Annotated in this window: 18 protein-coding genes; 8 read left to right on the top strand and 10 right to left on the bottom strand. The window is 31.2% G+C overall.

Annotation, left to right across the window (positions count from 1 at the left end):
* From ACIQ56_RS07010 to ACIQ56_RS06975, 8 genes are all read right to left on the bottom strand, one after another.
* Positions 1-282, bottom strand: a 282-nt coding sequence (locus ACIQ56_RS07010; RefSeq protein WP_397600355.1) for a hypothetical protein, incomplete at its 3' end; no start/stop codon positions are given.
* Positions 255-632: a hypothetical protein gene (locus ACIQ56_RS07005; protein ID WP_397600354.1), complete on the bottom strand. Its 378-nt coding sequence runs from the start codon at positions 630-632 to the stop codon at positions 255-257. The genes ACIQ56_RS07010 and ACIQ56_RS07005, both read right to left, overlap by 28 nt.
* Positions 633-669: 37 nt before the next feature.
* Entirely contained in the window at positions 670-1,485 is an 816-nt protein-coding gene (locus tag ACIQ56_RS07000; RefSeq protein WP_397600353.1) for a hypothetical protein, read from the bottom strand.
* A 77-nt stretch (positions 1,486-1,562) separates the two neighbouring features.
* Positions 1,563-2,303 (bottom strand): hypothetical protein, encoded by a 741-nt coding sequence (locus tag ACIQ56_RS06995; RefSeq protein ID WP_397600352.1) that lies wholly within the window; start codon positions 2,301-2,303, stop codon positions 1,563-1,565.
* 74 nt (positions 2,304-2,377) lie between these two features.
* Complete coding sequence (locus ACIQ56_RS06990) at positions 2,378-3,202, bottom strand: hypothetical protein (protein ID WP_397600351.1); 825 nt, start codon at positions 3,200-3,202, stop codon at positions 2,378-2,380.
* A 147-nt stretch (positions 3,203-3,349) separates the two neighbouring features.
* Positions 3,350-4,366, bottom strand: coding sequence for a cytochrome d ubiquinol oxidase subunit II (gene cydB / locus ACIQ56_RS06985; protein WP_397600350.1), 1,017 nt, complete (start codon positions 4,364-4,366; stop codon positions 3,350-3,352).
* A 9-nt stretch (positions 4,367-4,375) separates the two neighbouring features.
* On the bottom strand, positions 4,376-5,755 hold the full coding sequence (locus ACIQ56_RS06980; protein ID WP_397600349.1) for a cytochrome ubiquinol oxidase subunit I: 1,380 nt from the start codon (positions 5,753-5,755) through the stop codon (positions 4,376-4,378).
* A gap of 107 nt (positions 5,756-5,862) precedes the next feature.
* Positions 5,863-6,852, bottom strand: coding sequence for an NUDIX domain-containing protein (locus ACIQ56_RS06975; protein WP_397600348.1), 990 nt, complete (start codon positions 6,850-6,852; stop codon positions 5,863-5,865).
* Positions 6,853-6,960: 108 nt separating this feature from the next.
* Here ACIQ56_RS06975 and ACIQ56_RS06970 point away from each other — a divergent pair, with 108 nt between their 5' ends.
* From ACIQ56_RS06970 to ACIQ56_RS06935, 8 genes are all read left to right on the top strand, one after another.
* Complete coding sequence (locus tag ACIQ56_RS06970) at positions 6,961-7,320, top strand: hypothetical protein (protein ID WP_397600347.1); 360 nt, start codon at positions 6,961-6,963, stop codon at positions 7,318-7,320.
* Positions 7,317-7,877 carry a ribosome maturation factor RimM gene (rimM, locus tag ACIQ56_RS06965; protein ID WP_397600346.1) on the top strand — a complete coding sequence of 187 codons (561 nt, stop codon included), beginning with the start codon at positions 7,317-7,319 and terminating at the stop codon, positions 7,875-7,877. The genes ACIQ56_RS06970 and rimM overlap by 4 nt, the downstream gene beginning before the upstream one ends.
* Positions 7,874-8,617: a tRNA (guanosine(37)-N1)-methyltransferase TrmD gene (gene trmD, locus ACIQ56_RS06960; protein WP_397600345.1), complete on the top strand. Its 744-nt coding sequence runs from the start codon at positions 7,874-7,876 to the stop codon at positions 8,615-8,617. Before rimM ends, trmD begins: the two co-directional genes overlap by 4 nt.
* Before the next feature lie 98 nt (positions 8,618-8,715).
* Positions 8,716-10,530, top strand: a complete 1,815-nt coding sequence (gene aspS, locus ACIQ56_RS06955) for an aspartate--tRNA ligase (protein ID WP_397600344.1) — start codon at positions 8,716-8,718, stop codon at positions 10,528-10,530.
* A gap of 28 nt (positions 10,531-10,558) precedes the next feature.
* Complete coding sequence (locus ACIQ56_RS06950; RefSeq protein ID WP_397600343.1) at positions 10,559-10,900, top strand: hypothetical protein; 342 nt, start codon at positions 10,559-10,561, stop codon at positions 10,898-10,900.
* The gene (locus tag ACIQ56_RS06945; protein ID WP_397600342.1) at positions 10,863-11,354 is read left to right on the top strand and encodes a substrate-binding periplasmic protein; all 492 of its coding nucleotides are present in this window, start codon (positions 10,863-10,865) and stop codon (positions 11,352-11,354) included. Before ACIQ56_RS06950 ends, ACIQ56_RS06945 begins: the two co-directional genes overlap by 38 nt.
* A gap of 31 nt (positions 11,355-11,385) precedes the next feature.
* The gene (locus ACIQ56_RS06940) at positions 11,386-12,849 is read left to right on the top strand and encodes a TldD/PmbA family protein (RefSeq protein ID WP_397600341.1); all 1,464 of its coding nucleotides are present in this window, start codon (positions 11,386-11,388) and stop codon (positions 12,847-12,849) included.
* 23 nt (positions 12,850-12,872) lie between these two features.
* Positions 12,873-14,225, top strand: coding sequence for a TldD/PmbA family protein (locus tag ACIQ56_RS06935; protein ID WP_397600340.1), 1,353 nt, complete (start codon positions 12,873-12,875; stop codon positions 14,223-14,225).
* Positions 14,226-14,233: 8 nt separating this feature from the next.
* On the opposite strand, the gene ACIQ56_RS06930 is transcribed toward ACIQ56_RS06935, so the two are convergent.
* The gene (locus tag ACIQ56_RS06930) at positions 14,234-14,944 is read right to left on the bottom strand and encodes a PilZ domain-containing protein (RefSeq protein ID WP_397600339.1); all 711 of its coding nucleotides are present in this window, start codon (positions 14,942-14,944) and stop codon (positions 14,234-14,236) included.
* Between the two features lie 104 nt (positions 14,945-15,048).
* On the bottom strand, positions 15,049-15,540 hold the full coding sequence (locus ACIQ56_RS06925; RefSeq protein WP_397600338.1) for a hypothetical protein: 492 nt from the start codon (positions 15,538-15,540) through the stop codon (positions 15,049-15,051).
* Between the last annotated feature and the right edge of the window lie 68 nt (positions 15,541-15,608).

Below are 15,608 nucleotides of genomic sequence, written 5' to 3'. Positions count from 1 at the left end.
TCCTTTTATATACCATATCACTGGATATATTAGCACTCCAGAAGCAGCAATATACGTGTAACCAATACTCGAACCCACAACTTTCCACACGGGATAATAGTTTAACTCTTTAAAACTTGAATATTTCCAGTTAGAACAAGTTGTCCATTTTGTAACTTTACCTTCTTTATAACGAACAGCAATTGTTCCCCATGCCGAAATTGGAATACTCCATGAAGAAACACCAACATATTTAAATGAAGGACCAAATTCATTTACACATTTTTTTCTAAAGTTTGACAATATTGAATTGCCTCTGTTTTATTTTCAAAAGTATTTCTAACTAATAAATAATGCTGCCCTGTTTTTGCTGAGATATCCCCAAATCCATGAATCCAGGTTCCAGATTTATTTACAAAAGTAAAACTTCTATATTTATCTTCCATATTATCTTGAGAAGATTTTAAACTAGATCCTTTTGACCAATCCCAATCTACTTTTTTCTCCCAGTATTTATTTTCTCTTAATCCATTTTCACTAGAACAAAATAAATAAGATCCAAAATAAGAAATAGCATATGATTTTGCACTTATTAGAAATAGGGACAATACGATCGATTTTTTTAAAAATGATTTAATTAAATTTTTATTCAATTTAAATGCTCTTTTTAGAAATAATTATTAATGAATTTTAGTAATCTTCATCGGAACTATTTGTCGTGTATTGATAAATTCGATAATTATAATCTGTTCCTATATTTATACCAAAACGTCCACCAACTTCAGCTCTTACATATGGTCCTGTTAATCCACCAAAACTAAATACGGCTTGGTTAAGATTTATATACTTTGAAACAATATCAGGATGATATCCAATGGGGTAAGCAAAAATTGTCCAAGAATAAGCCCATGCTGCTGGATAAATTGTTAGCCCTGCCGCTCTAAAAGTAGTTGGACTATCAACGATCCACTCTGGATCGTAATTTAACTCGGAATAATCCGAATATTTCCAATTTTGACATGTAGTCCATTTCATTAAATTATCTTGTTTGTAACGAACAGCAATCATTCCCCATGCTAAATACGGAATATCTCCAGAAGAAGCACCTACATATTTATAAGAAAGACCAAATTCTTGTTTGCATTTATTTACTAAAGATTTGGAGTAACCAATAGCTGATCTTTTATTTGCAAAGGTTTTTTTTACTAATAAAAAATATTGATTTGTTTTTGATGCTTTATCAGCATAACCTTTGATCCAAGTTCCAGAGCTGGTCATATAAGTAAAATTTTGATATTTATTTTCAATATAAGTTTGAGCATCATTTGAATTGTATCCTTTAGACCAATCCCAATTTACTTTTCTGTTCCAATATTGATCCCCTCTTATTCCATTGTCACTTGAACAATATAAGTAGGAACCCACTGCAAAAGAATTTTTACTCATTAGAAGAGTTGATAATGTGATCGTTAACAATAAACAAGAACGGAATATATTTTTATACAATTTAAAAAAACTCCTTAAGAAACAAATAATAATGCTAAATATAAATTATTAAATTTATATTTAAATAAAATTAAATTTTAATCGTGACTATAATATATTTTATCTGAAACATAATTATAAATATTGTAAGCGGTATTAAGTCCTTGAGAAAAACCGTAACTTGTCCCAATTACGCCAGCAATTGCTCCAAATTTACCAAGCGCAACACCCATAGCCCAAGGGCTAAATATCATTCCAGCAGCAGCAAAAGTAGTTAGACCCGTAGCCTGCCATAATGGAAAATAATGAAGTTCTTTAAAACCTGAAAATTCCCAATTTGGACATGTAGTCCATTTTTTTTCTGAATTTTCTTTATAACGAACTGCAATTGTTGCCCAAGCAGATTGGGGAATACTCCATGACGAAACGCCAACATACTTATAAGAAGAACCAAATTCATTTACACATTTATCTTCTAAATATTTACAATATTGGATAGCTTCTTGTTTACTTTCAAAAGTTTTTCTAACTAGCAAATAATGTCTAAATGAAGTTGATGAAATATCTCCAAAACCATTGATCCAGGTTCCAGAGCTATTTATAAAAGTAAAATTATTATACTTATCATCAATTAAATTTTGTTGATAATTTAAAGAAGATCCTTTTGACCAATTCCAATTTACTTTTCTATTCCAATATTCATTATGTCTTAATCCATTTTCACTAGAACAAAACAAATGAGATCCGAAATAAGATTCCGCAAAAGAGTTTTTGCTTATTACAAATTGATATAATAATATTGATAATAATAAAAAAAAGTTAAATCTATTTCTAATCAAATTAAATTCCTCATAATAAAGAATAAATAAAACCCTATATAAATTAAATTTTTATATAGGATTATAATAATTTTTTAATCTTGACTTTGATTTATTTGATTAGCTGTTTCGTTATATATATTGAAAATTTCATTAATACCGTAATAAATGCCGTATGTAGTTCCAATAAATTGACCTATTTGTAATCCCAAAGTACCACCAACAGAAACAGCAACGGGATTCAAATTCATCGCACCTGGAACAATACCTAAAACTAGACCTGCAGCGCCACCAGTAAAACCATTTACAATTGGATAAAATATCATGCCACCAGCAGCGATAGCTGCTGCATTATAAACTTTCCATTTAGGATAATAATTTAATTCTTTATAATCTGAAAATTGCCAATTGGAACAAGCTGTCCACTTTGTGCTTTTATCTTCTTTGTATTGAACCGCAATTGTTCCCCAAGCTGATTTAGGAATACTCCACGAAGAAACGCCAACATGCTTAAATGTAGAACCGAATTCATTTTTACATTTATTTTCTAAAGTTTGACAATAATTCACTGCTTCTTGTTTATTTTCAAAAGTTTTTCTTACTAATAAAAAATGTTGTCCAGTTTTTGCAGATTCATCACCGAAACCATTTATCCAAGTTCCAGATTTATTCACAAAAGTAAAGTTACTATATTCATCTCCAATAGTATTTTGATTAGAATTTAATGCAGTTCCATTTGACCATCTCCATTCAACTTTTCTATTCCAATATGCATCTTGTTTTAAACCATTATCATTTGCACAAAATAAATAAGAACCATAATAAGAAGGTTTAGAAGCTGCAAAAGATTCGAAACAAAATGTAAATTGTGAAATTCCAATTAACGATAATAAACATGAATTAATTCTTTTTTTATTCAATTTTCCATACTCCAACAAAAACAAAAAAATACATAAATGAAAGCTCGTTTTAATTAAAACGAGCCTTTTGAGTATCATAAATTATAATAATTACAAGTTTTAAATTATACATAAATATATAAATTATATATAATTTATATATTAATTTTAATAACTAAACTTACCTAATTTAACTTTACCTCTAAAAACCCAATATATTATTGCAGTATATGAAATAACAAAAGGCATTCCACAAAAAGCAATAATTCTCATAATATTCAAAGTTTTTTCTGAGGATGCCGAATTATAAATCGTTAGACTATATTCTGGTAAAATATTTGAAGTAATTAAATTTGGAAATAAAGCAGCTCCAAATAATGCTGTAAAAGCAATTAAAGTTAAAGAAGAAGAAAGAAATGCATAGCCTGGTCTTCCTAAGAAAACAGCTCTTGGTACATTTGCAATAGTTAAAACATTCAAGACAACAATACCCCAAAGCCAAGGATGATTTTCAAAATTATGAATCGCTCTTGGCACCGAAACAAGAGTATAAATGGTTGCTAAAATGTAACAAACAATAAAACAACCAAAAGTATGCCAAATCCATCTGTGTACTCTCTCTTTTAATTCCCCTTCTAATTTAAGATATAGAAATATAGAACCATGCATTGCAAAAGTAGCTACAGCTAAGATTCCAATCACAATAGAGTATGGATTTAAAAGATCTAAAACAGTACCAGCATATTCTTTATCTGAACCTACAAGAATTCCATTTAAACAATTGCCAACGGCAACTCCGAATAAAAAAGTCGCTAAAACACTCGCCCCAAAAAAACTCCAATCCCAGGCAGCTCTCCAAATAGGAGAGTCATGTTTACTTCTAAATTCAATAGAAACCGCTCTAAAAATGAGAGCACATAAAAGCAACATAAAGGGTAAATAAAAACCTGAAAAAGCTGTTGCATAGGCATCTGGAAAAGCAGCAAAAAGCGCCCCTCCAAATGTCACTAACCACACTTCATTTCCATCCCAAAAAGGCCCAATTGAATTTAAAAACAATCTTTTTTCATGATCTGTTTTTGCAAGAGGATGTAAAATTCCAACACCTAAATCAAATCCATCTAAAACAGCATATCCTGCAAGAAGTATTCCTAAAGTAACAAACCAAAATATATTTAAGTCCATAAATAACTCCTAGACATTATTTTCTTCAATAAATTTTCTTTTTTTATTAGGAAAAATTTCATCAGGTCCGTGTTTCACTTTATTGTGAATTACAAAAACCCAAACCAAAAAAAGTAAAATATAAATTAAAGTAAACATAATAATAGAAGCTAAAATTTCATTTGCTTTAACAGATTTAGATAGTCCTTCAGGGGTTCTCATTAATCCGTAAACTATCCAAGGTTGCCTCCCTGTTTCTGTAGCAATCCACCCCGCTTGATTTGCAATCACAGGAACAACAACAGAAAAACAATAAATTTTCATCATAAGTTTGGATTCAAATAATTTTTTTCGTTTTAAAAGTATTAAAGAAACGCTTGTAATGAAAAGCATATACATACCTAAAGTAACCATAATATGATACATTTGAAATGTAATTCCAACGGGTGGTCTGTCTTCTGGTTTAAATTGATCAAGACCTTTAACAGGGGTTGTAAAATTCCAGTGCAATAAAAAGCTCAACCCCCCCGGAATTTTAATTCCATATTCTACAGTTTGTTTTTCAGAATTAGGTATTCCAAATAAATACAATGGGGCTCCACCTGTCCCTGTAATAAAATGACCTTCCATTGCCGCCATTTTTGCAGGTTGAGTTTCCGCAACCCTTTCTGCTAATAAATGTCCAGAACTTGCTGCTGCAATAGAAGAGATAAATGCTAAAACAAGTCCAATTATAAAAGATTTTTTAGCTACTTCTAAATGTTGTTTCTTTAATATATACCAAGCACTAATGCTCATTACAAAAAAAGCACCCATCAACCAACAACCAATTATGGCATGAAGAAGCATTCTCATACTTGATGGATTAAAAACCATTGCCCAAAAATCATCTATTATTGCTTTTGCATGCATTCCTTCGCCAACAATATGATATCCCGCAGGGGTTTGCATCCAAGCATTGGCAATAATAATCCAAACCGCTGAAAACATAGAACCTAAACAAACCATTAAAGTTGAGAAAAAATGAACTTTAGGTGTTACTCGATCCCAACCAAAAACAAGTATCGCTAAAAATCCAGATTCAAGAAAAAATGCGAAAATACCTTCAGCCGCTAATGCGGATCCAAATATATCTCCAACAAAACGAGAATAAGTTGCCCAATTTGTACCAAATTGAAACTCCATAACTAATCCGGTTGCTACTCCCATTGCAAAATTTGCCGCAAAAATTTTAACCCAGAATTTTGTTATTTTTTCATAAATTGGATTTTTCGTTTTTAGATAAATTCCTTCTGTTATTACAAGAATTAATCCTAAACCAATGGATAAGGGAGGAAATAAATAATGAAACATAATCGTTATTGCAAACTGCAATCGAGCAAGAATTTCGGTTGATAGTAGCTCTGACATAGCGCTCTCCTTTAAAAGATTACACATTCATGTCACCACTATCATTATGAGAAAAAAATCAATTCTTTTAAAGGCAGCATATTGTTGCGTTTTAATATTTAGACTATTTAAGAATCGATACTTTCAAAGTCAGCTTTATTATTTAAAAAAGCAGATATTCTACCTCTCACACTATCCGGAAACAAAGAATCATTTAATACATGAATTAAATTAAAATATTTTACTGTTTGAACCTCTTCACAATGAATGCGAGGAGGCTCATCTTCAAGAAATTGTAAATTATTCGGTATAGCTAAATAAACAAAACCTTTAATTGCACCCATTTTCCATTGTCTAGTTACTTCTTTATATTTCTCAATTTTCCAACCTACTTCTTCGGATACTTCTCTCAGCATTCCGAATTCTGGGTATTCATTAACTTCACAGTTTCCACCAATAAAGTCCCAAGCATAATCGTAATAATTTCTTTTCATCAGAAGACATTCCCAATGATTCGGATTTTCTCGAGCCATTTTAATAATATCGTCAGGAGTAAATTTTGAATATTCACTTCTTAAATTCAAATCGACAGGTCTTAAAAATAGTGCGCATCCAAAATAGGAGGAACTTCTATTTTTAATTTCAAATAAAGATTCCTTGATTAATTTTTTATAAATTGGATTATCTTTATCAAAAAATTCTTTATCTGTTCTTTTATATAATTCTTCTTTTGTTTTATCCTGCAGTTCCCAAGAACAATTTTCTGAAAAATTTTCATTTTGATATCGAGGAATAATATGCCAATGCAAATGATGAGCTACATTTGCAAATTTTACTAAATTGATACGTTTACAATTTGTTACTTTGCGAATTGCTTTTTCAAAACAGACTAAAGAATGTAAAGTATCTGGTAAATCAGATGGTCTTATTTCTGATTGTTCATAGATATGTCTTTTAAAAATAACCATAAAAGCACCCGGCCATTTTTCTGCAAAAGGACTTTTATAGACATATAAATTGTGTCCTCCGTCAAAAAGAAATTCAGGATCATTTTGAGAGTTTTTTAATTTCGAACATAACACACAGTTATCTTTGAGTTTTATATAAGGTGAGAGCATTTGACACAAATCCTTTCTAAAAGCTAATATTCTGTAACTTTATGTCGACATATTCTTCAAGAATATTTTGCCGCTAAATTAATCCGCAAAGGTGTTTGAGAGGTACATATGCAGCTGTTTGGATCCTATCTCGTAAAAAAAGGATATGTAACACCAGGTCAAGTTATGACGGCTTTAGACATTCAAAAACAAACTTGGCTTCCCATTGGACGTATCGCTTTAAATGAAGGCAAGCTTACTCTTGAACAAATATTTCAAATTTTAAATAAACAGTCTGAAGAAAGTAAACCTTTTGGAGCCATAGCCGTTTCCCTTGGCATGCTAAAAGAAGAAGATGTGACTCACCTTCTTTCCATTCAACAAAAAAACATTAGACCTATTGGACAAATCTTTGTAGAACTGGGATATATAACACAACCTGATATGGAATCAGCGTTAAAGGCATTTTTAAAAGACCCAGAATCATGACTAAAAAATTTGAATTAGTAGACGAAGAAAAGCTCCGAGATAAAGGTTTTATCCAGTTCGCTCAAGTAGGTCGCCCTCACGGTTTGAAGGGCGCATTTTTTTTGAAGACAGAAGATAAGCGAACAGAATGGGATGGTTACAAAAAACTATTAGTTGAAACCCCGAACGGTTTTATTGAAAAAAAGGTGCTAAAAACATATTTAAGCGGCAATGCACTTGCTATCATGCTTGATGGGTTCATAAACCGAAATGAAATTGAACCGCTCTATAATAAAAAAATATTTGTCCACAAAAACGAAATTCAACTAAATAACGATGAATACATTGTTGGTAATTTAATTGGATTTAAGGTTTATACGGAAGAAAAAGGGTTCATAGGAGTCGTTAAGGGGGTCAGTTCTTATGGCGCTCAAGACAATCTTGAAATTTATATGAATGATTCCAAAAAAACTTTCTTATTTCCTTTTATCGAAACCTTTGTTAAAAAAGTAAGCGATGCTGAAGAAAGAATAGACATTGTTTATGTCCCCGAGTTTTTTGAGGATGATAATTCGTGATTACGGGTCTTCGCTTTTCTGCTCTTACCCTTTTTCCTAAAATGTTTGAAACAATAAAAAAAGAAGGGGTTATTGCAAGAGCGATAAAAAATAATTTAATACAATTGGACACGATATTTTTAAGAGATTTTGCTGATAATTCTCGTAAAAATGTGGATAATCATTCTATTGGTGGTGGTGATGGCATGGTTCTTCGTGCCGATATTGCAGAAAAAGCAATTTTATCTGTTGCTAGTGAAGAATCATATATTGTGAATTTAACACCATCTGGTAAAGTATTTAACTCAAAAATTGCAAAAAAATTATCTCAAAAAAAACACATAATTCTACTTTGTGGCCGTTATGCTGGTTTTGATCAAAGGCTTGTAGAAAAATATGCTCACATAAATATAAGCATTGGTGATTTTGTTTTATCAGGTGGTGAGCTTCCAGCCATGTGTTTTATAGATTCCATATCTCGTTTTATTCCTGGAGTTCTTGGCAATCAAGAAAGCGCAATGAAAGATAGCTTTGAAGATGGACTTCTTGAGGCGCCCCAATATACTCATCCTGAAGATTTTCACGGTCTAGAAATTCCAAAAGTATTATTTTCAGGCGATCATAAAAAAATAAACTCATACAAAAGAAAAGAACAACTGATTCTAACAGCACAAAACCGTCCTGATCTCATATTATCTATGTGGGAAAACCTAAGCCGCCAAGAAAAATCAATTATCGAAAAAATTTGGAAAAGCGGATAAAATACAATAATTTCAGTAATGACTCTTACTATACCAGCGCAATTATTTATGTTATGCCAATTTAGTTATCTCGTATATCCCTTGAAAGGTATTTGAAAATGCAGACTCTCCGTTCTCATAATTGTTCAGAACTCAATATGAATCATATCAATCAAAATGTTACATTGATGGGCTGGGTTCATTCTAAACGAGATTTGGGAGGACTCATTTTCATCGATGTTCGAGATCACTTTGGGATTACTCAGGTTGTCATTCACCCAGATGCTCCTTTTTTTTCGGAAGCAAGTTTAGTCAGACAAGAGTCTGTCATTCAGGTAAAAGGTCATGTTGTTAAGCGCGAAGGCGCTATCAATTCTAAAATTTCTACAGGCGAAATAGAAGTCATAGCTTCTCATTTTATGATTGAATCTCCTTCTGAAATTCTTCCCTTCCCAGTAGCTCATAATCCAAAACAAGAGAGTGAAGACACGCGGTTAACTTATCGTTTTTTAGATCTCCGTACTGAAAAAATGCATCGTAACATTTTATTCCGTTGTAACGTTATTCGTTACATTAGAGAAAAAATGAATTCTCTTGGATTTAACGAATTTAGTACTCCTATTTTAACAAGCAGTTCTCCTGAAGGAGCACGCGACTTTTTAGTTCCTAGCAGACTTCATCCAGGACATTTTTATGCACTTCCTCAAGCACCACAACAATTTAAACAATTATTAATGTGCTCAGGATTTGATAAATATTTTCAAATTGCACCTTGTTTTAGAGATGAAGACCCTCGTGCGGATAGGGCTCCAGGAGAATTTTATCAATTAGATGTTGAAATGAGTTTTGCAACTCAGGATGATGTTTTTAATATAATTGAAGAACTCATGATTGGATTGTTTGAAAATAAACAATTTTCAAATCGTAAAATACTTCCTTTATCACATTACGACGCAAAATATACTCAAAATAACTTACGTAAATTCCCATGTATTCCTTGGCATGATGCTATGGATAAATATGGTATTGATAAACCTGATCTTCGTTATTCATTAGAAATGCAAAATGTTGAAGAAACTTTAGCACACACACAGTTTGCTGTTTTTAAATCTGTAATTGAGAAAAAAGGGATTCTTAGAGCAATTGTTATTCCTAATGCGGCTTCACAAAGTCGAAAGTTTTTTGATGAATCCGACGCCTATGCAAAAGAAATTGGCCTAGGAGGCCTTCCTTGGCTTGCTGTAAAAGATGGTGAATGGAAGGGGTCTATTGCAAAACAACTTAGTGATGCAGAGAAAAAAGCTCTTGGCAATCAACTAAAATTTGAAAATTCAGACGCGGTTGTTTTTGTCGTTGGGAATGAAAAATTAAAAACACAAACAGCTGGCGGAAAAATAAGAAATTATTTTGCTGATAAACTTAATTTAAAAGATCCAAATACCTGGGCATTTGCTTGGATAGTAGATTTTCCAATGTATGAATTTAACGAAGATGATCAAAAAATTGATTTTTCCCACAACCCATTTTCCATGCCACAAGGTGGAATGGAAAGTTTGAAAAATAAAAATCCATTAGATATTTTAGCTCATCAATATGATTTAGTTTGTAATGGAATTGAGCTTTCCTCAGGAGCCATTCGAAATCACCGTCGTGATGTTATGAAAAAAGCTTTTGAAATTGCAGGTTATTCTGAATCTGATGTCGAAAATAAATTTGGAGCTTTATGGAATGCTTTTGCCTTTGGCGCTCCTCCTCATGGTGGTATCGCCCCTGGTATCGATCGCATGGTCATGTTATTACTTAATGAACCAAATATTCGTGAAGTTATTGCATTTCCATTAAATCAAAAGGCAATGGACTTATTAATGAAAGCACCAAGCATGGTTTCGGGAAATCAATTAAAAGAAATTCATATTCAAACGAAAACTTTATAGACTATTTCATAGAAATATCGAGGAAAAAGTGATTTTTCATTTTAAGAGGCTCGATTTAAATCGCAATAAAAATGTAAAAGTATTGCCTGTTACTTTGTTAATGACATTTTTATTATTTATAATTCAATTCAATACGCATGCTTCTACAAATCGAATAACACTTTTAACTCCTCCTTCTCCCGGTGAATTTTATTATGAGGTTGCCCAAGAAATTTTTAAAATAACGGGAACAAATGTTAAAACTCAAATAGAATCTTATCCTAGTATTTATAAAAAAATGAATTCTACAACTCCAGATTCTAAAGAAATTTATGCAACTATTGCTGTTTTAAATGAAAATAATATCAAAAAATATCAAAAAATATCATAATATATTAAATATTATAAGTATAGAAACATCTTTTTATACCTTAAAAGATAGCAAAAAAAACTCTAAAACGGTTGATGAAGTTAAAAATTTAAAAGGGATATGTGTTTGGTTAGATTCCGTATTAAATAAATATTTAATAAACCAAGGCTTTCATAATTTAATTCCTGTACCCACATTAAATCAATGTGTTAATATGCTGTTTACCGGTAAAGTAGATGCACTATATTCATCTGAAGCACCGTTAATTAAATCGGCGAAAGCACTTGATCTAGATATAACAAAATTAAAAAAAGGATACACACCAATGAGAGTTACCTTTTTCCTAGCGTTGACAAAAAATGCTTCCAAAGAATATGTTAAAAAATTAACAAACTCTGGAAAACAATTTAAATCCTCTGGCAGATATGATGAAATTTTAGATAAATATAAAAAAGATCTTTTCTTACCACAATAATTTTAATTAAACCTTACCTTCGAGGAAGAAAATGTTAAATAACCTTTCCTTAGAAAATATTTCAAATGCTAAATATTCCGAATCAAATACGATTTTTGATGAATCTTGGAGAAAGCCATTATCTATTTTACTTGGACTAGGTAGAGCAAGTGGTGCCGATTTCGTTGAGTTTTTTTTACAAAGAGGAAACTATCTTAGCGGCCTTGTTGAAAATGGAAAAGTAACTGCAATAAGCCCAAATTTAAATTTAGGGGCTGGAGTTCGAGTTTTTAAAGGCAAAGAGGATTGTTACGTTTCAACCAATGATGTTTCTTTTAATGGTTTAAAAAAAATCTTAGAAAGAGCTTTAGATATTCATTCTCTAAAATTAGAATCCCATAGAATTATTACCGATATAAATTCAGAACCGCTTAGAGATTATGGTGTCATTAGAAATAAAAATAATTGGCTTACTTCGGTAAGCTCTGTTAAAGAAATTTGCGATTTATTATTACAATGTAATGATAAACAAAAGAATGCGACAAAATATTTACAAAGTGTGACGACAAATGGTTTTCGCGATTGGCAAGAAGTTTTAGTTGCATCAAGTGATGGCGTCTTTGCAAGAGACATCCGTTTAAACCAAAGTATTTCAGCACAAGTTGTTTGTGTTGACGGTGCCCATCGAACCTCTTCACATAAAAGAATTGGGGAAGCATCTACCCCAAATTTTTTCAAAAATTTAAATTTTGATGACCTGTCTTACAAATTATCTGAAATAGCAGGCAATATGCTTCATGCCGATTTTGTTACCTCAGGAAATTACCCAGTTGTTCTTGCCAATCAATTTGGTGGTGTCATTTTTCATGAAGCATGTGGACATCTTCTCGAAACCACGGCCGTTCAAGGAAATTCAACTCCTTTTGCAGATAAAAAAGGAGAAAAAATTGCTCATGATAATTTAACCGCATGGGATGAAGGTTTTTGGGAAAATGGTTTTGGTTCTATAGATATGGATGATGAAGGAATGCCTGTTCAAAAAACGTTATTAATTGAAAATGGAGTACTCCGTAACTTTATTTGCGATAGAATGGGAAATCTTTTAACAGGACACCCAAGAACAGGAAGTGGCCGTAGACAAAATTATACTTTTGCCCCAGCAAGCAGAATGCGAAACACTTATATAGCCCCAGGTAAATTTACAACCGAAGAAATGTTTCTCAGTATTGATAAAGGAATATATTGCAAAAGTTTAGGTGGCGGAAGCGTCAATGGAACTGGTGATTTTAATTTTGGGGTAGAAGAAGCTTGGTTAATTGAGAATGGTAAGGTAACAAAACCAGTAAAAGGTGCTACATTAATTGGGCAGGCAACAGATATTATGCATAAAATTTCTATGTCAGGTAATGATCTTGATATTTCTGCTGGTTTTTGTGGATCAATAAGCGGTAGTATTTACGTAACTGTAGGACAGCCTCATATAAAAGTTGATTCCATAACTGTTGGTGGTCGCTAGAATTTAATAAGGATTTATTAATTATGACATTAAATATAGAACAATTAAAATCAGATATTGATTCCATCGCAAGATCTCTTGGAATTCAAAAATATGATGCCTATGGATCAACCAAAGAAGAAAGCTCTGCAAGCTCTAAAAATAAAAAACCATTTGGCTTAAACTCATCAAGCAAATCAAATATGATTATTCGCGTTTGGAATAGAAATCACCAAGTTGGCATAACAGCAACATCTAATTTAACTTATGCTGGTTTAACAGATGCTTTAATTTTAGCACATTCCTCAGCTGAGTTTACTTCAAAAGAAAATATTTATGATTTTAGCGATGACTGTTTAAATAACTCCCAAAATATACATATTCAACAAAGTTATACGAATATGACTTCCATGGGAGAACTTGTTGAAAAAACAATACAAGCCGAAACAAAAATTTTAGAAAACTCTTCGGTATTTAAAAGTGTTCCATATAATAAAGTCTCTGAATCTATTTCTAAGAAATTTTATTTTAATAGTTTAGGAGCATTTAAATCCCAAGATAAAAATATTTCTTACTGTTACTTTTACCCACTTGCACAAGAAGAAGGAAAATTAGCACGAGAAGCTGGTTATCTTTCCGTTGTTAATGGATTTCAAAATTTGAATGTAAATGAATGCGCTGAAAAAGCAATTTCAAAAACCAAAAATCATTTAAATTATAAAGGAATTAAATCTGGGAAATATAAAGTTATATTTTCACCAGAAGCTTTTTTAGATCTATTTAATGCTTTTGCAAATTTCATTAACGCCCAAAACATTATAGATAAAAAAAGCCTTTCTACTACTGAAACATTAAATACCTTAGTTGCTTCTCCCTTATTCAACTTATATGATTCCCCATTACATGATAAAAATCCTTCTAAATCTCATTTTGATGAAGAAGGAACAAAAACTCAAAATACAGAAATTATTAAAAATGGAGTTTTAAAATCTTTACTTCATAGCAGTTTTACAGCCAAAAAATTTGAAACAAAATCTACAGGGAATGGAAACATAGGTTCCAAAACAACTGTTTCTCCTCATTTTCTGCATATCATAGGAGCAAGTACAGCTTCTTCTTTGTTCGATTTCAATAACGAAAAAAATACTATTTTTATCGAAGCTGTAAAATCACTTCATGCTGGTGTAAATGCATTACAAGGCTCCTTTTCTCTTCCTTTTGATGGGTTTTTACTAGATAATGGAGAAAAACAAAGTATTGAATCTGCTACCGTTGCTGGAGATTTTTTAACATTATTAAAAGATATTTGTTACATTGATAATCATGAAGAAGTAACAGCAAGTGGTATTTGCTCTAATGTATGGATAAAAGAATTATCCATTACAGGAAATGGATAAAGTCTTAATTATAAAACTCCAGTTTTAATTTTTCTTTTATCATAATCAGATAGATTATGAAATTGGAGAGCAAATCCTTTATCTGTTACACGCACAACTTTTCCATAACATTTTAAGAGCTCTTTCGATCTTGGTAAGGTACATTCTAAAAATATATCTAACCCCACTGCTGGATTAATGAGTTTATCGGTATCTAGTAAGAAGACGCCATCTATTGAAATATCCGTTGCTATAGATTCAAATATTTGATTCTCTTTTGTAACCTTAAATGCAATATGGCATTTCATTCTTTCTGCTTTACGATATTCTTGTTTTGAAAGTTTTTTAATATCATGAATCAGTTGAGCCCAAGGAAATGGGTTTATCAGAAATATATCACATTGATTTTTATATGAAATTTCTTTAGCATGTTCATCATTATTTGAAGCAATCACAATGAATTTAACTTTAGCATTTTTACTTTTATTTTTAGCATTTTTGATATCTGTTATTCCACGTCCATTTTTAAAATGATAATTCATGATAACGACATCAACTTTTTCAAGATCTAATACCCTTCTCATTTCATCAATTGAGTTGGCAATTGTTATAATAAAACCAGAAATTTTTAGATAATCACCCATGATACGGGCTTTCATGGATTGATCGTCAGCAATAACCACACTTATTTTTCCAAATGGCTTTTCATCATTAAAATTTTTAACTCTTTCTGCGGCCATAATTCTCTTTCAAAGATAGAATTTCTTATATCTAGAGATTTATCGTCCTTCAAAAAATTAACATTAAAAGGGATACAAAATTTTGACCTGTTTTTTATTAGATTTTAATTATTCTCATAATTAAAATTAATTTCACTTATATCTATATTAAAAGATTTAGCTAAGTCTATTAATATTTGTTTTCCTCTTTGATTGAAGTGATTTTCTTCCCACATGCCATAAGTTTTATTCCTCCATTGTGGGACTTTTATTAACTTTTCCTTCAGAGACTGAGAATTTATAAAATCTATAAAACAAGGAACTTTAAGCTGAAAAAGTATTGTACAAGAGTTTTCAAATGCTTGAGTTGTATGCCACATTCCAGATTTTACGAAAAAACAATCTCCAGATTTCAAATTAAAAATATCAAGTTTAGGAACTTTTCTTAGGTCATTTTCAGAAATATAATTTAATAGTTCAGAATTAATTATTTCTCCATATGCATATGAAGATAAAGGAAAATGAACTGAAGGATTTAAATCTAATTGCCAAGATTTATTTCCAAAAATATGAATATGAATTGAATCTGTTTGATCTTCCCCCAATTTTATAGACACAATTAACCGACCTTTTTCATTGGTCTAGTTATTTCAAATATAACTGGAGACAGATATCCATTCGACGA

This window comes from Silvanigrella sp. (assembly GCF_044369315.1).
Taxonomy (GTDB): domain Bacteria; phylum Bdellovibrionota_B; class Oligoflexia; order Silvanigrellales; family Silvanigrellaceae; genus Silvanigrella.
The sequence above is the reverse complement of the archived record's forward strand: the minus strand, read 5'-3'. Positions and strand labels throughout refer to the sequence as shown.